The sequence below is a fragment of the Brachybacterium sacelli genome (genome assembly GCF_017876545.1).
Lineage (GTDB): Bacteria > Actinomycetota > Actinomycetes > Actinomycetales > Dermabacteraceae > Brachybacterium > Brachybacterium sacelli.
Genome location: NZ_JAGIOD010000002.1, coordinates 1,095,320 through 1,112,472 on the forward strand (window position 1 = coordinate 1,095,320; position 17,153 = coordinate 1,112,472).

Annotated in this window: 15 protein-coding genes; 13 read left to right on the top strand and 2 right to left on the bottom strand. The window is 71.1% G+C overall.

What is annotated here, in order from left to right; all coding sequences use genetic code 11:
• Positions 1-15: 15 nt before the first annotated feature.
• The 11 genes from JOF43_RS19340 to JOF43_RS19395 all read left to right on the top strand — a co-directional run bounded on the left by JOF43_RS19340 (position 16) and on the right by JOF43_RS19395 (position 13,332).
• Positions 16-912: a DUF58 domain-containing protein gene (locus tag JOF43_RS19340; RefSeq protein WP_209904778.1), complete on the top strand. Its 897-nt coding sequence runs from the start codon at positions 16-18 to the stop codon at positions 910-912.
• Positions 899-1,408 carry a hypothetical protein gene (locus tag JOF43_RS19345; RefSeq protein ID WP_209904781.1) on the top strand — a complete coding sequence of 170 codons (510 nt, stop codon included), beginning with the start codon at positions 899-901 and terminating at the stop codon, positions 1,406-1,408. The genes JOF43_RS19340 and JOF43_RS19345 overlap by 14 nt, the downstream gene beginning before the upstream one ends.
• Positions 1,399-2,421, top strand: coding sequence for a vWA domain-containing protein (locus JOF43_RS19350; RefSeq protein ID WP_209904783.1), 1,023 nt, complete (start codon positions 1,399-1,401; stop codon positions 2,419-2,421). The genes JOF43_RS19345 and JOF43_RS19350 overlap by 10 nt, the downstream gene beginning before the upstream one ends.
• On the top strand, positions 2,406-3,416 hold the full coding sequence (locus JOF43_RS19355; RefSeq protein ID WP_245354617.1) for a VWA domain-containing protein: 1,011 nt from the start codon (positions 2,406-2,408) through the stop codon (positions 3,414-3,416). Before JOF43_RS19350 ends, JOF43_RS19355 begins: the two co-directional genes overlap by 16 nt.
• Positions 3,413-4,360, top strand: a complete 948-nt coding sequence (locus tag JOF43_RS19360; protein WP_209904785.1) for a hypothetical protein — start codon at positions 3,413-3,415, stop codon at positions 4,358-4,360. The genes JOF43_RS19355 and JOF43_RS19360 overlap by 4 nt, the downstream gene beginning before the upstream one ends.
• Positions 4,354-5,574 carry a cysteine desulfurase family protein gene (locus JOF43_RS19365; protein ID WP_342592235.1) on the top strand — a complete coding sequence of 407 codons (1,221 nt, stop codon included), beginning with the start codon at positions 4,354-4,356 and terminating at the stop codon, positions 5,572-5,574. The genes JOF43_RS19360 and JOF43_RS19365 overlap by 7 nt, the downstream gene beginning before the upstream one ends.
• Before the next feature lie 117 nt (positions 5,575-5,691).
• The gene (gene mnmA / locus JOF43_RS19370) at positions 5,692-6,807 is read left to right on the top strand and encodes a tRNA 2-thiouridine(34) synthase MnmA (protein WP_209904787.1); all 1,116 of its coding nucleotides are present in this window, start codon (positions 5,692-5,694) and stop codon (positions 6,805-6,807) included.
• Positions 6,804-7,928: a hypothetical protein gene (locus JOF43_RS19375; protein ID WP_209904789.1), complete on the top strand. Its 1,125-nt coding sequence runs from the start codon at positions 6,804-6,806 to the stop codon at positions 7,926-7,928. The genes mnmA and JOF43_RS19375 overlap by 4 nt, the downstream gene beginning before the upstream one ends.
• A 64-nt stretch (positions 7,929-7,992) precedes the next feature.
• Positions 7,993-10,431 carry an NAD-dependent DNA ligase LigA gene (gene ligA, locus JOF43_RS19380; protein WP_209904791.1) on the top strand — a complete coding sequence of 813 codons (2,439 nt, stop codon included), beginning with the start codon at positions 7,993-7,995 and terminating at the stop codon, positions 10,429-10,431.
• Positions 10,432-10,553: 122 nt separating this feature from the next.
• Entirely contained in the window at positions 10,554-11,789 is a 1,236-nt protein-coding gene (locus JOF43_RS19385) for a hypothetical protein (RefSeq protein ID WP_209904793.1), read from the top strand.
• 310 nt (positions 11,790-12,099) lie between these two features.
• Complete coding sequence (locus JOF43_RS19395; RefSeq protein WP_209904794.1) at positions 12,100-13,332, top strand: hypothetical protein; 1,233 nt, start codon at positions 12,100-12,102, stop codon at positions 13,330-13,332.
• Here the strand turns inward: JOF43_RS19395 and JOF43_RS19400 are convergent, their stop codons facing one another.
• Together JOF43_RS19400 and JOF43_RS19405 are read right to left on the bottom strand one after the other, a co-directional pair.
• Positions 13,333-15,594: a RecQ family ATP-dependent DNA helicase gene (locus JOF43_RS19400; RefSeq protein WP_209904796.1), complete on the bottom strand. Its 2,262-nt coding sequence runs from the start codon at positions 15,592-15,594 to the stop codon at positions 13,333-13,335.
• 132 nt (positions 15,595-15,726) lie between these two features.
• Positions 15,727-15,939, bottom strand: coding sequence for a hypothetical protein (locus tag JOF43_RS19405; RefSeq protein WP_209904798.1), 213 nt, complete (start codon positions 15,937-15,939; stop codon positions 15,727-15,729).
• Positions 15,940-16,013: 74 nt separating this feature from the next.
• On the opposite strand from JOF43_RS19405, the gene JOF43_RS19410 reads away from it, so the two are divergent.
• Together JOF43_RS19410 and gatC are read left to right on the top strand one after the other, a co-directional pair.
• A complete protein-coding gene (locus JOF43_RS19410; RefSeq protein ID WP_209904800.1) occupies positions 16,014-16,838 on the top strand; it encodes a GNAT family N-acetyltransferase in 825 nt (274 codons plus the stop codon).
• Between the two features lie 9 nt (positions 16,839-16,847).
• A complete protein-coding gene (gatC, locus tag JOF43_RS19415; RefSeq protein WP_209904801.1) occupies positions 16,848-17,144 on the top strand; it encodes an Asp-tRNA(Asn)/Glu-tRNA(Gln) amidotransferase subunit GatC in 297 nt (98 codons plus the stop codon).
• Positions 17,145-17,153 lie beyond the last annotated feature (9 nt).

The following is a 17,153-nucleotide window of genomic DNA, read 5'->3' on the forward strand; positions in this document are numbered from 1 at the left end:
CACGGAGAGCACGGCATGGCGACCTCCCTGCTGACCCGGGTCAAGGCCCGGGTCGACCTGCACACCTCGAACCGGGCGCGCGGCCTGATCCAGGGCCGCGGGCGCTCGCTGTTCAAGGGCAGCGGCGAGGACTTCGACGACCTGAAGTACTACCAGCCCGGCGACAAGATCTCCGAGATCGACTGGAAGGCCACGGCGCGCTCCGGGGAACCGCTGATCCGGCGGTTCAACGAGGAGCGGGTGCGCCACCTCTCGATCGTCGCGGACACCTCCTCGGCGATGGCTGCGACCGCCGCCGACGGCACCTCCAAGCGGGAGGCGATGATCCTCGCGGCCGGCATGGTCTGCTTCCTCGCCCAGAAGAACGGTGACCTGGTGGGCCTGGTCGCGGGCAATGACAACCGTCCCGTCCAGCTTCCCTCGCGCTCGAGCGACGGGCATCTGGAGCTGCTGCTGCGCAGCGTGCAGCAGGCCACCACCACCGCGGCCCCGACCGCCGACAGCTCCTGGCTGCTCGAGCGCGCCTTCCGCGTCACCTCCCACTCCACGCTGATGACGATCATCACCGACGAGGCGCATCCGACGGTCGAGGACTTCACGCTGCTGCGGCGGCTGACCACCCGGCACGACGTCCTCGTGATCCGCATCGCCGACGCCGATCCGCTGCAGAGCGGCGAACTGGACCACGACGTGGTGGACGTCGACACCCCGCGGGAGGTGGGTGCGATGGCCCGCTCCTCGAAGCGGGTGGCGCAGGACGTCGCGGCCTACCGGCGGGCTCGCCGTGAGGGCATCACCGAGATGCTCGACCGCCTGCACGTCAGCCACATGATCACCAGCGGCGAGACCACGGTGGTCGAGGACATGATCGCCATGCTGCAGTCCAGGGAGTACCGCCATGCGCGTGCCTGAGCTGACGGGCCCGGTGGCCCTGCTGGCCGAGCCCGCCCCGCCGGAGATCATCGATCCGCCCCAGTACTCCGTGGCCTGGGTGATCCTGGCAGTGCTGTGCATCCTGGTGATCACCGCCCTCATCGTGGGGACCTTGAAGATCACCCGGGCGATCGAGAAGCGGATCGCCTACCGGTCCCGCCCCGGTGACGTCGACGTCCTCAAGGCCGAGTTCCTGCGCGCCGTCAACGACGTCGCCGACCGCCACGAGGCGGGGGAGGTCGAGGCGCGAGAGGGCCACCACGAGCTCACGGGCATCATGCGCCGTTTCGTGCGCCGCACCTCCGGACACGATGTGACCAGCCAGGACATGTCCACGATCATGGCGGATCCACGCACCCGCGAGGTGGGGCAGCTCATCGCCGACCTGTACGAACCCGATTTCGCGAAGGCCTCGGACGCCGAGCTGCGTGACTCCGTGCGCCGCGCGAGGGAGGTGATCCGACGATGGTCATGACGTTCTGGTGGGTCACGGCCCTGCTGCTGCTCGCGGCGCTCGCCGTCTGGGCGATCACGTTCTGGAACCGCCGCGCGATGCGCAAGGCGCCGGTCCTGGTGGCCAACTCGCAGTACCTCGACCGCATCCCCAGCTTCGTGCGCGCCCAGCGGGTGGCGAAGGTGGTGCGCGTCCTGCAGGTCGGCATAGCCGTGCTCGGCGTCGTCGCGGCCTCCGTCCTCTCCGGGCGGATCTCCACCGAAAGGATCGAGACCCCGGACTTCTCCTCCCGTGACATCGTGCTGTGCCTGGACGTGTCCGGGTCGATGTACGAGTACGACACCGAGATCCTGGCCACCTTCGCCGAGATGGTCGACTCCTTCCAGGGGGAGCGGGTGGCGCTGACGATCTTCAACTCGACCAGCCGCACCGTCTTCCCCTTGACCAACGACTACGACCTGATCAAGCGCGAGCTCCAGGAGGGCGCCGAGGCGATCGACTTCGACGAGTTCGGTTACCGCCTGGGCAACCGCGACTACTCGGACGAGAAGGTGCGCAAGTACGTGGACTTCGTCGAGGGCACCCGCGGCATCGCCGACGAGGCCTCGGTGGTCCCGGACGGTCTGGCCTCCTGCGGCCAGGTGTTCGACCAGGCGGAGGAGGATCGCTCGCGCTCGATCATCCTGGCCACCGACAACGAGGTCAACGGGGAGCCGATCTACACCCTGCAGGAGGCCACCGAGTCGGTCGCCGCGCGCGAGATCGACCTGTACACGTTCTACCCGGGGGCCTACGAGTGCGGTCCCCAGTGCTTCGAGGAGCTGAAGACGGCGACCGAGGACCAGGACGGTGAGCTCTACGAGTCCTCGGACCCGAACGCGATCCCGTCGATCATCGACGAGATCCAGAAGACGCAGGCCAAGGCGATGGGAGCGGAGCCGACCGTGGTACGGACCGACCACCCGGCCGTCGGGTTCGTGCTGACCTTCCTCTCGCTGGTCGGCATCCTGGTGCTGGGATGGAGGGCACGCTGATGCGCCTGGAGTACCTCATGCCCCTGTGGGCGATCATCCCGTTGTTCGGCGCGATGCTGATCGTCTGCGGCGTGCTGCTGATCCGTCGGCCCCGCCAGCGCGTGGCGTGGCTGCGTCGTGGGCTGATGGTGGTGCTGCTGCTGATGGTCGCGCTGCGACCGGTGACGCCGCTGGACAGTGAGCAGACCGAGCGGATGAACGCCAACGTCTTCTTCGTCGTGGACCGCACCGGTTCGATGAACGCCGAGGACTACGCGGGCGACCAGCCGCGGCTCGAGGGCGTCAAGGCCGACATGAAGCGCATCATGGACCAGACCGAGGGTTCGCGCTACTCGGTCATCGCCTTCGACTCCACAGCCACCCAGCAGCTGCCGCTGACCACCGACGCGGGGGCCGCCACGGCCTGGATCGACACGCTGACCACCGAGCCCACCGCGTACTCGCAGGGATCGAACGTGGACCGGCCGCTGGAGTCCCTCCTGGTCGAGCTCTCCGCGACCCAGCGCGAGGACCCCGAGTCGCAGACCCTGGTCTACTTCCTCTCCGACGGGGAGAACACCGACGAGAAGGAGTCGGAGTCCTTCAGCCAGGCCGCCGGCTACATCGACGCCGGGGCGGTGCTCGGCTACGGCACCGCCGAGGGCGGGCCGATGAAGGCCAACGGCGGGCCGCAGGACGGCGAGTACATCACCGGTCCGGACGGCCAGCAGGGCATCTCCTCGATCGACGAGGAGCAGCTGCAGACCATCGCCTCCGACATGGGTGTGCCCTACATCCACCGCGACGATCCCGAGGCCGAGATCGAGGGGACCATGGACGGCATCACGCTGCGGCCGATCCCCGTCGAATCCTCCCGTGACGTGACCAGCTTCCAGGACTGGTACTGGATCGCCTCGATCCCGCTGGCGGCCCTGCTGATCTGGGAGCTGGGGGAGATGACCTACCGCCTGCCGCGTAAGCTGGATCGCCACGACATCTCAGGAGCGCAGAGATGAGCACACCGCTGAGCGAGAAGCCGCGCACCGGGGACGACGCCGATCCGACGCCGCCGGCGCTGTCGCAGGACGCCGTTGGCAGCCCCAAGGACTTCGGGCTGAACGTCCGGCGGCTGCGCCGGACCAGGATCATCGTCTTCGCCGTGCTCGCGATCCCGATCCTGCTGCTGGCCCTGCTCGCCGTGAAGTTCCTGTCGATGCCGATCACGCAGGCCACGCACCAGTCCGCCTACCAGGCGGAGGACTACCCCACGGCGATCGAGCGACTGGCTCCGGTGGAGTTCGCGAACTGGTTCGAACCGTACCTGCCGCATCTGTCCAAGGGCACCGACCTGCTGCAGCAGGGGGAGGACGCAGCGGCCGAGGAGGAGCTGCGCACCTCGATGAGTGAGTGGGAGAGCCACAGCGACCTCAACTCGCCGCTGCACGCACAGTGCAAGATCATCAACAACCTCGCGATCTCGATCGAACGTCAGGCCGACCAGATCGAGGATCCGCAGCAGCGCGCCGACCGGCTCCACGAGGCCGAGGAGATGCTGGCCGTCTGCGGTGGAGGCGGCGGTGGCGGTGAGGGCGAAGGCGGCCAGGGCGGCGGCTCCGGCAACGAGGAGTCCGAGACCACCGAGGACAACGGCGAGCGCGTGGAGGAGAAGCGCCGCGAGGCCGACGAGGAGGCCGGGAACGACCCGGACGATCGCGGCGAGCAGGGCGAGCAGGGCCAGCAGGGCGAGGACGAGGGGGAGGGCGGCGCTCCCCAGGACCCCGGCGAGCCCAAGCGCGAGGACCCCGAGGGCGAGGGCGACCCGGAGGAAGCCCCGACCGAGGGCGACGGCGAGCAGCAGAAGAAGGAGGACGAGCTGGAGGAGCGCAACAAGGACGCCCAGGGCGGCGACGGCGAGCAGCAGGACGAGGGTTCCCAGCAGGACCCGAACAAGCCGTGGTGAACGCGGCGGCGGACTGCGGGTCGCCCGGCGGCACCCCGGAGGAGCACCGCGCGTATCTCGACCATGCCGCCACCACGGTGATGCGCCCGGTCGCGCGCGAGGCCTTCCTCGAGGCGTCGACCGTGCGGGGCAATCCCTCCTCGGTGCATGCCTCGGGGCGACGGGCCCGAGCCGTGCTCGACGACGCGCTGGAGGCGATCGCGGAGCTGCTCGGGGTGCCGCGCAGCTGGCTGATCATGACCTCCGGCGGCACCGAGGCGGACAACCTGGCGATCCGCGCGGTCGCCCTCGGAGCCCTCGCGGCGGACCCGAGCCGCACGGCGGTGGCGGTCGCGGCCACGGACCATCCCGCGGTCATCGCCACCGCTCGCTCGCTGGCCGGGCTCACGCCCGCGATCCGGGCGCGCACGCTGCCCGTGGACTCCCGCGGCGTCCTGCGCGCCGACGATGCCGCGCAGCAGCTGGCCGACGGTGCGGTGGGCGTGCTCAGCGCGGCGCTGGTGAACAACGAGACCGGCGCGCGGCAGGACCTGGCCGCCCTCGCCGCGCTCGCCCGGCCCCACGGCACGCTCGTGCACACCGATGCGGTCCAGGGCGTGGGCCACGCCGATCTTCCCTCCTGGAACGACGTCGACCTGCTGTCGCTGTCCGGGCACAAGATCGGCGCCCCGGTCGGGGTGGGTGTCCTGGTCGCGAAGCCCGAAGTGCCCTTCGGGGTGGCCAGCACCGGCGGGGGTCAGCAGCGTGGAGTGCGCTCGGGGACGCTGGACCTCGCCCATGCGGCCGCCTTCGCCGCGGCGCTGCGCGCGACGCTCGAGGAGCGGGAACAGGAGAACGTCCGGGTGCGGGGACTGGCGCGGCGACTGCGCGAAGGCATCCTCGCGATCGATCCCGATGCGCGCTTCACCCTCGCGGAGGACTCCCCCCAGTCCGGCCATATCGTGCACGTGGTGTTCCCGGGCGCGGACTCCGACTCGCTGCTGTTCCTGCTGGACGAGCGGGGGGTGGACTCCTCCGCGGGCTCGGCGTGCTCGGCCGGCGTCACCCAGGCCAGCCCCGTGCTCGCGGCGATGGGCATGACCGATGCTCAGGCGCGCGGCGCCCTGCGGCTGTCGCTGGGCTGGACCAGCACCGAGCACGACGTGGAGGTGCTGTTGCGCGCCCTGCCGGAATCGCTGAGCCGGGCGCGGGCCGTGGGAGCCCTGTTCGGCTGACCCTCAGCGGCTCGAGACACAGCCGCTCACCGGGGCGCATCTCACGTCCGGGACACCTGACCGGGGCCTCCGCCGTCCGTACACTCGATGGGTGCGCATCAAGGAGGTGGCCGAAGGATGAAGGTGCTGGCAGCCATGAGCGGCGGCGTCGACTCCGCCGTCGCCGCGGCGCGCGCGGCCGAGGCCGGTCACGAGGTGGTCGGCGTCCACATGGCGCTGTCGAAGAACCGGGACCAGACCCGCAGCGGATCCCGCGGATGCTGCACCGTCGAGGACGCCTCCGACGCCCGCCGGGCGGCCGATCGCATCGGCATCCCGTACTACGTCTGGGACCTCTCCGACGACTTCCACGACCTGGTCGTGGAGGATTTCCTGTCCGAATACGCGGCCGGGCGCACCCCCAACCCCTGCGTGCGCTGCAACGAGCGCATCAAGTTCGCCTCCCTCCTGGAGCGCGCCACCCTGCTCGGCTTCGACGCCGTGTGCACCGGTCATTACGCCTCCCTGCGCACCGACGGTCCGGGCGGGGCCCCCTCGCTGCACCGCTCCCGGAACCTGGCCAAGGACCAGTCCTACGTCCTGGCCGTGATGGGCCCGGACGCCGTCGGCCGCTCGCTGTTCCCGCTCGGGGAGTACGAGACCAAGGACGAGGTGCGGGCCGAGGCGCGCTCGCGCGGACTGGGTGTCTCGACCAAGCCCGACAGCTACGACATCTGCTTCGTGGCCGACGGCGACACCCGCGGCTTCCTCGAGCGCGCTCTCGGTCAGTCGCCCGGGGAGATCCTCGACGACGACGGCACCGTGCTCGGCACGCACCAGGGCACCCACGGATTCACGATCGGTCAGCGCAAGGGACTGGGCCTCCAGCACCCCGCCGCCGACGGGGCCCCGCGGTACGTGGTCGACATCGATCCCGACTCCCGCCAGGTCGTCGTCGGCGCCGCCGAGCTGCTCTCGACCCGCGAGCTCCTCGCCACCGACGTGATCTCCTTCGAGCCGCTGGCCCCCGGCCGCGAGGTGCGCGCCCAGATCCGGGCACACGGCGAGGCGATCGCTGCCCGGGTCCTCGAGGTCCCCGCCGCCGCGGCAGAGCCGTCGGCAGAGTCCTCCGCGCCCTCGAGCCTCCGCGTGGGCCTGGAGACCCCGATCCGCGGCGTCGCGCCCGGCCAGACCCTCGTCCTGTACGACGGCGACCGCGTGCTCGCCGCCGCCACCCTGGAGCGTCGCGCATGACACCACTGGTCACCCTCACCGGGGACGGCACCTTCCGTGCGCCCAGCGCGTCCGAGGACGCCCGCCACGAGCTGCCCGAGGATCCGCACCTGGCCGCGCTGATGCGACTGCGTGCCCTGCTGGGCGACGATCTCGAGGAGCAGATCGCCACCCGGCTCTACCTCCCCTCCGCACTCGGCATCGACGAGACCGACCACACGCTGCCGGCCACCCTCGCGCTGCTCGCCGAGACCACCGGCGACCTGGTCAGCTACGGCTGGCGGCTCGGTCCCGGCATCGGTCGCGCCTGGCAGCACGCCCGTGAGCTGCGCACGCGGACCCTCGATGCGGCCCGGATCGCCCTGCTCGGCTACGAGGGGCCGCTGATGACGACCGCGCTCGGCCCGGCCACTCTCTCCGCCGCCACCTTCCTGAACTCCGGCGAGCGCACCCTGGGCGACCGCGGGGCCGTGCGCGACCTGCCGATGCTGCTGGCCGAGGGTCTGATCGACCACCTCGAGGAGCTGCGTGAACGCGTCCCCGGTGCCCGGCCCCACCTGCTGCTGCGCGAGGACGCCGTCGCCGGTGTCCACGAGGGACGGATCCCGACGCCCTCGGGGCGTCGTCACTACCCGGCGACCCCGGCGCCCGAGATCGGGATGCTGTGGCGCAGCCTGTCGGCGGCCCTGATGGATCACGGCCTGGACGCCGATGCGATCACCCTCGGCGTCGGCGCGGACGTCCGACTGCTGCGCGCCGCCCGGGACGCCGGGATCCGGCGCATGGCCATCGGTCCCCGCCGCATGCCGACCCTGGAGACCGCGGAGGGTCGCGCCCTGTGGGAGGGCATCGCGGAAGCGCACGATGACGGCTGCCGCTTCGAACTGGTCGTGGACCCGCGCCCCGGCGGGAAGCTCGCCCCCGAGCTGGAGACGATGCTGAGCATCTGGAACCGCCTCGGCCACAGCGACGCCGACGCCGCGGGATGCACCTTGCTCGCCCACACCGGTGCCGCGCACGCCGTCCATGCCGGGAAGGTCGACCCCTCGGCCCAGCCCGACCGCTCCACCCTGCTCGACGAGGGCGCCCTCGAGGCGCTGCTGCGGGTGGCTCCCACCTGGGCCGAGCGCGTCGCGAGCTGACGAGGCCGCCGCCGATCCGGTCGTACAGCTGGGCGATGTCGGACCCGTGCGTCACAATGTCCTGGTGAGCACGGACGAGCAGGAGACCCAGCCCGAGACTGCCCTGAGCGACGCCGACGAGGCGCAGCAGCGCATCGCCGAGCTGACCGCGCAGATCGAGCAGGCGCGGATCGAGTACTACGAGCACGATGCGCCGACGATGGCCGACGCCGAGTACGACGCGCTGGAGCGAGAGCTGCGCGCCCTCGAGGAGGCCAACCCGCACCTGGCCGCCGCCGATTCGCCGACCGCGACCGTCGGCGGGGCGGTGGCCGCCGGATTCGACCCGGTACCGCACATCGAGCGGATGATGAGCCTGGACAACGCCTTCAGCCTCGAGGAAGTCGACCTGTGGGCGCATCGGACCGCTGAGGGCCTCGGCGGATCCTCCGACGTCCGGTATCTCACCGAGCTGAAGATCGACGGGCTCGCCATCTCGCTGGTGTACGAGGACGGCGATCTCGTGCGCGGCGTGACCCGCGGCGACGGCCGCGTCGGCGAGGACGTCACCGCCAACGTCCGCACCATCGACTCGATCCCCGAGCGGCTGGACACCGACGAGCCGCCGGCCCTGCTCGAGGTGCGCGGGGAGATCTTCTACCCCACCTCGGAGTTCGAGGACCTGAACGAGCAGCGGCGCGAGGCCGGACTGGCCGAGTTCGCCAACCCCCGCAACACCGCTGCCGGCTCGCTGCGCCAGAAGGACGTCGCCGTGACCGCGTCGCGGGCCCTGGCCGTGTACGTCCATGGGATCGGGGCGCACGAGGGGATGACGCTCACCTCGCAGTCCCACGTGTACGAGACCCTAGAGGGCTGGGGGCTGCCGACCTCTCCGCACACCCGCGTGCTCGACTCCCTCGCGGCGGTGCGCGAGTACATCGCCCACCACGGCGGGCAGCGCCACGACGTCGAGCACGAGATCGACGGCATCGTCATCAAGATCGATTCCTTCGCCCAGCAGCGCGCCCTCGGCTCGACCGCCCGCGCCCCCCGGTGGGCGATCGCCTTCAAGTTCCCGCCCGAGGAGGTCACCACGAAGCTGCTGGACATCCAGGTCAACGTGGGCCGCACCGGGCGCGTGACCCCGTTCGGGGTGATGGAGCCGGTGAAGGTCGCCGGCTCCACCGTGCAGATGGCCACGCTGCACAATCAGTTCGAGGTCGAGCGCAAGGACGTGCTCATCGGTGACACGATCGTGCTCCGCAAGGCCGGTGACGTGATCCCGGAGATCCTGGGACCCGTCGAGACGCTGCGAGACGGCAGTGAGCGGGCCTTCGAGATGCCCCGCGAGTGCCCCGCCTGCGGCACCCCGATCGGCCCCGCGAAGGAGGGGGACAAGGACTGGCGCTGCCCGAACACACGCGATTGCCCCAGCCAGGTCACCGGCCGCATCGAGCACGCAGCCTCCCGTGGCGCCTTCGACATCGAGTCACTGGGGGAGGAGAGCGCCATCGCACTGACCGACCCCGACAAGCGCCGGCCCGAGGCGCTGGCCGCCCTGCGCGCCGGCCGCTGCGTCTACCTCCCCATCCGCGAGGCCGCGGACTCAGAGCTGCCCAGCTTCGTGGTCCTCAAGAACGGCCGGGAGGTCGAGGGCGCCGACGGCGTCCCGCTGCTGCGCATCACCGAGGAGGACGACCCGCTGCTGCCCGCGCTGCAGACGCCGGTCGTGACCACCGGGGCGAACCTCTTCGACCTCACGGCCGAGGACCTGCGAGAGATCTTCGTGTGGCAGCCCGAGCGGCGTGATGGGGAGGTCACGGGCGACTGGCGCATCCAGCCCGTCTTCTGGTCGCGCCCGCTGTTCAAGCACTACAAGCGCGAGGGGGCCTGGAAGCTGAACAGGCCCTCGGCGACCCTGAAGAACACCGAGACCCTCGCCGAGGAGCTCGAGAAGGCGAAGTCCGCTGAGCTGTGGCGGGTGCTCGTCGCGTTGTCCATCCGACACGTCGGGCCGACGGCGGCACGTTCCCTCGCCGTCGCGTACGGCGCGATGGACGCGATCCGCGAGGCGGACCTCGCCCAGCTCACCGAGACCGACGGCGTGGCCGGGATCATCGCCGAGAGCGTGCGCGAGTGGTTCACCGTGGACTGGCATCACGAGCTCGTCGACGGGTGGGCCGCCTCCGGCGTGCGAATGGTCGACGAGGTCGACGAGGGTTTCGTGAAAACGCTCGAGGGTCTGACGGTCGTGGTCACCGGCGGTCTGGAGGGTTTCACCCGGGACGGCGCCAAGGAAGCGATCATCGCCCGCGGTGGGAAGTCCTCCGGCTCCGTCTCCAAGAAGACGGACTTCGTGGTGGTGGGTGAGAACGCCGGCTCCAAGGAGGACAAGGCACGCGACCTCGGCCTGCGCATCCTCGACGAGGCCGGTTTCGTCGCGCTCCTGGAGGACGGTCCTGAGGCGGTCGCCGAGCCGACCGGCGACGGGGACGAGGCCGCCGACGAGGGAACGACGCCGTAGAAGGCCCGGGACGCCCTGTCTCCTCCGCACGAAGGAGGATCCCGATAACGGCTCGACAGCCCTCGGCGACGATGCCACGGTGGTGTGACGCACATCGCACCCCACAGAGAGGTTGATCCGCCATGAGCACCACGGTCCCCGTCCCCTCGGCCCCCGATCCGGCCGGCGCCGCCCCCAGAGCAGGGATCGCCCGCCGCGCATTGCTGCGCGGCGCGGGCATGATGGGCGTCGCCACCGCGACCGGGGCGACCCTCACCACGGCCCCCGCGCTCGCCGCCGACGCGCCGACTGCGGTCACCCCGGACTCCTTCACCCTCACCGCGGACTACGCCACGGACGCCGACGTCGTGGACGCGCTGGTGGAGCAGGCCGGCCGGGCGAGCGTGGGCGAGGTCATGGACACCGCCAATCACGAGCGGACACCCGTGAGCGGCGTCGTGGGCGGCCAGCGTCACGGCTTCCGCTTCGCCTCCGGCGACGAGAACGACTCCGACGTCGCTCCGCAGGGCATCACCACCACCCGCGATGCCGTCGGCACCACCCAGGACGGGCGGTACGACGGCCGCCAGCTCATCGCCGTCAGCTTCCACAACAGCTCGCCCAAGGGCTCTCGGATCAACCTCATCGACTGGGACTCGGACCATCCGAACCGCTACCGACGGATCCTGCTCGTGAATCCCACCGGCACCCCGGAGGAGCCCAGCTTCGAGGACGTCCCCATCCACGTCGGAGGCATCGCCTGGTACGGAAACCTGCTCTACGTGGCGGACACCGGCACGGGGATGCGAGTGTTCGACATGACCCGCATCCTCACGACGGACACCGGCGGGGACAAGGAGCAGATCGGCCGGGTGGGCGACACCTTCTACGCCCACCAGTACCGCTACGCCCTCCCGCAGGTCGGAACGATCACCTCGCACGTCGAGGGGGAGGAGCTGGTGTGGTCCACCATCTCCCTGGACCGCTCGAGCACCTCGATCGTCATGACGGAGTACCGGTGCACCGACTGCGACTATCCGGGCGGCACCACCCGCGCCGTCCGCTTCCCTTTCGCGCCGGACAGCACCCGATTCGCCGCGACGACCACCGCCACCGAGGCGTTCGAGGTCCCGCTGCACAACCTCAACGGAGTCGGCTCGTACGACGGCACCTGGTGGTTCAACAGCTCCAACTCCACGCATCAGACTCTGTACGCCTGGTCCGGCAGCGGCGAGATGACGTCACACGACTGGGTGAACTGGGGCGAGTCCCTGTCCTATTGGAAGGACGAGGACGGTCCCGACCTGCTGTGGAGCCTCCGCGAGGAGACGGGGGACCGGCCGGTCTTCGCGGTCGCAGCCTCCGACTACGGTCCGTGACCGGGCTCCGGGCAGGAGCGGATGCCGACTCGCCGACCCGGACCGTCGGCGGGGCCGCCGCCGGGCTGCCGACGATCGAGCACGCGGAGCGGGTGCAGAGCCTGGACAACGTCTTCTCCGTCGACGAGCTGCGCGAGCGGTGCACACACGTCGCTGCCGAACTCGGGAGCGAGACCGAGGAGCAAGCCTCCTCGGGGGAGTGGAAGCATCCTCCGCTCGGGGGGGGGCGGGAAAAGGTCTCGACTTGCCTCCACTGCGATGGCACGGTGGTGCGTCTCACAGCCGTACCCCACAGGAAGGCAGCTCGGCCATGAGTGCCATCGCCCCCGTTCCTCCGACATCCGATCCCCAGCGCACCGCACGAGGAGGGATCGACCGCCGCACCGTGCTGCGCGGAGCCGGACTGCTCGGGGCCGTCACCGCCGGCGGCGCGACACTGGCCGCACCGCCGGCTCACGCCGCGGACGTGCCCGAGGACATCTCCCCGGACTCCTTCACCGTCACCGCGGACTACACCACCTACGCGGATCTCGTGGAGGCGCTGCTGGAGCAGGTAGGAAGCTCGAGCGTCAGCGAGCTCATGGAAGACGCGAACTACGAACGAACTCCTGTCAGCGGGGTCGTCGACGGTCAGCTCCACGGCTTCCGCTTCGAGTCCTATCACGAGGACGTCTCGCACGTCGCACCGCAGGGCATCACCACCAGCCGCGACGCCGTCGGGAGCGCGCAGGGAGGCCGGTACGAGGGCAGGCAGCTCATCGCGGTGAGCTTCTACGACAGCTCCTTCGAGGGCTGCGGGATCAATCTCATCGACTGGGATGCGGACCATCCGAACACATATCGACAGATCCTCCTGGTCGAACCCACCGAGGACGTCGACGAGCCCAGCTTCCGCGACGTCCCGATCCACGCCGGCGGCATCGCCTGGTATGGGGACTTGCTCTACGTCGCGGACACCAACCAGGGAATGCGCGTGTTCGACATGAGACGCATCCTCACCACGGACCGCGGCGGAAAGAAGGAGCAGATCGGCCGGGTGGGGGAGACCTTCTACGCCCACCACTTCGGTTTCGCCCTCCCGCAGGTGGGCACCATCGCCACGCACCCCGGCTCCGAGGAGCTGCTCTGGAGCACGATCTCCTTGGACAGGTCGAGCACCTCCGTGGTCATGACCGAGTACCGCTGCACGGACTGCGACTACCCCGCCGGCACGACGCGTGCCGTCCGCTTCCCCTTCGCACCGGGCAGCACAAAATTCGCCTCGACCACGACGGCCACCGAGGCCCTCGAGGTCCCTCTCCACAACCTCAACGGTGTCGCCTCTTTCGACGGCACCTGGTGGTTCAACCAGTCCAACTCGACGAACAGGACCCTCCACGCCTGGTCCGGGAGCGGCGAGATGACCGCGCACCCCTGGGTGAACTGGGGCGAGTCGCTCAGCTACTGGCAGGACCCGAACGGACCCGATCTGCTCTGGAGCCTCCGTGAGGAGACGGGGGACCAGCCGGTCTTCGCGGTCGGTGCCGAGGACTACGGCGTCTGATCAACTGATCAGCGCGAGGGACAGCGGCAGCACGGGCCCGGACCCTGCGCGGCGCAGCAGACGCCCGACGAGCGTCATCGTCCAGCGAGTGTCGATCTCGTCGTCGACCAGCAGGACCGGCGCGCCTTTCAGGGCGTCGATCTGCTCGATCAGCTCCGGGGTGAGCACGAACCGGTCCCACAGCGCCGCCACCCGGAAGGCGCTGTTGCGGGCCCCGAACAGCTCCGTGGCGTCGGAGGAGGTCGGCACGTCGCCGAGATCCTGCATCCTGCCGAGGCGGGCGATGCCCGAGGCCAGTTCCCGCACCAGGTGCGGGCGGGTCGCCGAGCCGATCCCGACCACCGCCTCCGGGCGCCGGTCCCAGCCCCAGTCCGCGAGCACCTCGACCACGCGCTGGGCGATCGCCGGGGTGAGGGAGGCGTCGACCCGGTGACCCTGCTCGTCGACGCGGAGCAGTCCCCGCAACGGCACTGCCCACCCCAGGTCCGACATCCGTGCCAGTGCCCGGCCCTCCTCGACCCGCTCGGCCGGAGCGATGTTCCCTCGCAGCGGGGCACCGGAGGCCGCGGTGATCCCGAGGCGGTCCAGACCCTGCGGCCACTGCTTACGGGGGTCCACGGGCACCCCGACGCGATCCAGCAGGCGGGAGACCGCGTCGCGGGAGGTGTCCGCCGCCGGCTCCGCTCCGGTGGGGTGCGCGGCCTCCGGCGCGGCCGAGGGGGCGGCGGCCTCGGGGGTCGGGTACCAGGGCGGGGCGCACACGTCACAGCGTCCGCACGGAACGGCGGTGTCGTCATCGAGCTGACGGGCCAGGAACAGCATCCGGCACTGCTGCGGGTCGCCGCTGCGGAGGCGCTCGTAGTCGAGCATCGCCTGCTGCTCCTCGCGCCGGGCCCGGGCGACGTTCTCGTAGCGAGGGGCGTCGTAGCTCCAGGAGGCGCCGGTGGAGACCCAACCGCCCCGCACCGACTCCACCGCCCCCTCGACGGCGAGCACCTTCAGCAGCAGCTCGAGGGCGCTGCGCTTGACGTCGACCCGGGCCTCGAGCGCCGGGGTGGAGACGGGACCCGATGAGGCGCCCAGCTCGGCGAGGACGGCGTCGGCGTCGGCCTGGGCGGGCATCGAGGCGGTCGCGAAGTACTCCCAGATGGCCCGATCCTCGCGACCCGGCAGCAGCAGCACGTCGGCGGTCTCGGTCGCACGACCGGCACGACCCACCTGCTGGTAGTAGGCCACCGGGGAGCTCGGCGCCCCCAAGTGCACGACGAAGCCGAGGTCCGGCTTGTCGAAGCCCATCCCCAGAGCGCTGGTGGCCGCGAGCGCCTTGACCTCGTTGTCCTTGAGCGCTGTCTCGAGCTCGGCCCGCTCCTCGGCGTCGGTGCGGCCGGTGTAGGCGCGCACCCGGCGCTCGGGTCGGTCCAGCAGGTCCGCGAGATCCTCCGCCGCGGAGACGGTCAGGGTGTAGATGATCCCCGAGCCGGGCAGCTCGTCCAGATGGCGCACCAGGTACTCCAGGCGTGCCCGGTCATCCGGCAGCGTCAGACAGCCCAGGCGCAGCGAGTCGCGGGTGAGGGAGCCGCGCAGTGTCAGCACCGGGGCCGCGCCCTCACCCGGGGTGCCCAGCTGTTCGGCGACGTCCGCGACCACCCGGGAGTTCGCGGTCGCGGTGGTGGCGAGGACCGGCACTTCGGCGCCGAGCTCGCCGACCAGATCGCGCAGTCGCCGGTAGTCGGGACGGAAGTCGTGCCCCCAGTCGGAGATGCAGTGGGCCTCGTCGATCACCAGCAGCCCGCAGCGCGAGATCAGCCGCGGCATCTGCTCGGCCCGGAAGCGCGGGTTGACGAGGCGCTCGGGGGAGACCAGCAGGACGTCGAGCTCGTCGGCGTCGAGCGCTTCCTCGATGTCGGCCCACTCGGTGGGGTTCGCGGAGCTGATCGCCTCGGCGCGCACGCCGGCGCGGCGCGCGGCCGAGACCTGGTCGCGCATGAGGGCGATCAGCGGGGAGATGATCAGGGCCGGGCCGGCGCCGCGGCGCCGCTGCAGCAGCGCCGCGAGGAAGTACACGGCGGACTTGCCCCAGCCGGTGCGCTGGACCACCAGCACCCGTCGGCGCTCCTCGACCAGCGCCGAGATCGCCTCGAACTGCCCGTCGTGGAAATCGGCATCGGCGCGTCCGGTGAGTGCACGCAGCGCCTCCTGCGCCTCGGTGCGCAGGTCCGGGGGAGGCGTGGGCGCTGCAGTGGCCGGGGTGGGGGAGTCCATGCCCCCAGTGTGGCAAGGCACGGCGACGAACGGGATCTCGCCCCGGGAGTGTGGACGGACACGGCACCGCCGAAGCCTGTGGAGGACCGGTGGGAGGACTCTCGCGGACCTCCCGTACGACCTCTCGACCGCTCAGCTCCCGGTGTCGTCCGCGCGCTCGGCCTCCAGGCGGCGCAGCCGCTCCGAGGTGGACTCGTCGTCGCGCAGCGGGTCCTCCTTGGTGGCCAGGGCGCGCCTCATGCGCTCCTCGAGCTCCTGGGCCTCGCGGATCGCCGGGTCCTGGGAGCGCTGATCGTCGTCCTCGGGATCATGGGAGTGGTAATCGACATTCGGATCGACGGACATGTCGGGCCTGCTTCCTCGGTGCGTCCTCGGATGGAGGTACGGATTCTACCGGGGCGCTCGCTACGATCGGAGCGATGACCCTTCGCGCGCCCCGTCCCGCTGCCCGCCCCCTCAGCGGCTTCCGACTTCTCGAGGCACTGATCGCCGGATGGCGACCGTTGCAGCGCCTCGACGTCGACGGCTTCGCCCTGCTGCGCTCGCGGGGGATCACACGCCGTGCCCACAGCGCCGTCGCCCTCGACGCCCCGGACTCCGAGGAGGCCCTGGCCCCGGCGATCGACCGGGTCCAGGGCCTGTACGAGATGGCCGGGGAGTCGCCGGCGTTCCGCGTCCTGGACCTCCACGGGCCCGAGCGCCTCGACGCCGTCCTCGCCGAGCGCGGCTACACCCGGCAGGGGGAGAGCGAGGTGCTCACCACCGTCCTCGACGGATCGCGCCGGGACGTCCCTCACCCCGCGGCCGAGATCCGCACCGGCGCGCTCGACGAGGAATGGTTCGAGGCGGCCTGGCGCCTCGCCCCGCGAGATGGTGAGCAGGCGCGGGAGACCCTCCACGACATCCTCGCCGGGACGCCGAGCGTGCAGGTCCTGCTGCGGGCCGACGGAGCGACCGACGCCGAACCCGTCGCCGTCGGCCGCGCGGCCCTGGTCCCGGCCGGCAGGAGCACCGCGGCGGTGCTGAACATGATCGCCGTGGACCCCGCCCATCGTCGACAGGGGCTCGGCCTCGCCCTCTCCCGCACCCTGCTCGCCCTCGCCGCGGTCCAGGGCGCCGATCGAGCCCTGCTCGAGGTCGAGCGGGACAACGACGGGGCGAGGGCGCTGTACCGGGGCCTCGGCCTCACCCACCTGGGCACGTATCACTACCGCGTGCGCACCGGCCCCGCCGAGCGGACCTAGACTGTTCCCATGCCTTCCATCGGACGAGATGACGTCGCACGCCTCGCCGACCTCGCACGGATCCAGCTCACCGAGGAGGAGATCGCCCGCTTCGCCGGGGAGTTCGACTCCATCATGGACGCTGTCGCCTCCGTCTCCGAGGTCGCCACCGAGGACGTTCCCGCGACCTCCCACCCCCTTGCCATGACGAACGTCCTCCGGGAGGACGTCGTCGAGACCACCCTGACCCAGGAGCAGGCGCTCGCCGGCGCTCCTGAGGCCCAGGACGGCCGCTTCGCGGTCCCGCAGATCCTGGGCGAGGAGTGAGAGCGTGAG

Bases quoted from the DNA above. Each gene is read 5' to 3' on its own strand.
- JOF43_RS19345 (WP_209904781.1), top strand. From the start codon at position 899: ATGCGCGTGCCTGAGCTGACGGGCCCGGTGGCCCTGCTGGCCGAGCCC.
- JOF43_RS19355 (WP_245354617.1), top strand. From the start codon at position 2,406: ATGGAGGGCACGCTGATGCGCCTGGAGTACCTCATGCCCCTGTGGGCG.
- JOF43_RS19395 (WP_209904794.1), top strand. From the start codon at position 12,100: ATGAGTGCCATCGCCCCCGTTCCTCCGACATCCGATCCCCAGCGCACC.
- JOF43_RS19410 (WP_209904800.1), top strand. From the start codon at position 16,014: ATGACCCTTCGCGCGCCCCGTCCCGCTGCCCGCCCCCTCAGCGGCTTC.
- gatC (WP_209904801.1), top strand. From the start codon at position 16,848: ATGCCTTCCATCGGACGAGATGACGTCGCACGCCTCGCCGACCTCGCA.
- JOF43_RS19400 (WP_209904796.1), bottom strand. From the start codon at position 15,594: ATGGACTCCCCCACCCCGGCCACTGCAGCGCCCACGCCTCCCCCGGAC.
- JOF43_RS19360 (WP_209904785.1), top strand. From the start codon at position 3,413: ATGAGCACACCGCTGAGCGAGAAGCCGCGCACCGGGGACGACGCCGAT.
- JOF43_RS19405 (WP_209904798.1), bottom strand. From the start codon at position 15,939: ATGTCCGTCGATCCGAATGTCGATTACCACTCCCATGATCCCGAGGAC.
- JOF43_RS19375 (WP_209904789.1), top strand. From the start codon at position 6,804: ATGACACCACTGGTCACCCTCACCGGGGACGGCACCTTCCGTGCGCCC.
- JOF43_RS19385 (WP_209904793.1), top strand. From the start codon at position 10,554: ATGAGCACCACGGTCCCCGTCCCCTCGGCCCCCGATCCGGCCGGCGCC.
- JOF43_RS19340 (WP_209904778.1), top strand. From the start codon at position 16: ATGGCGACCTCCCTGCTGACCCGGGTCAAGGCCCGGGTCGACCTGCAC.
- JOF43_RS19350 (WP_209904783.1), top strand. From the start codon at position 1,399: ATGGTCATGACGTTCTGGTGGGTCACGGCCCTGCTGCTGCTCGCGGCG.
- mnmA (WP_209904787.1), top strand. From the start codon at position 5,692: ATGAAGGTGCTGGCAGCCATGAGCGGCGGCGTCGACTCCGCCGTCGCC.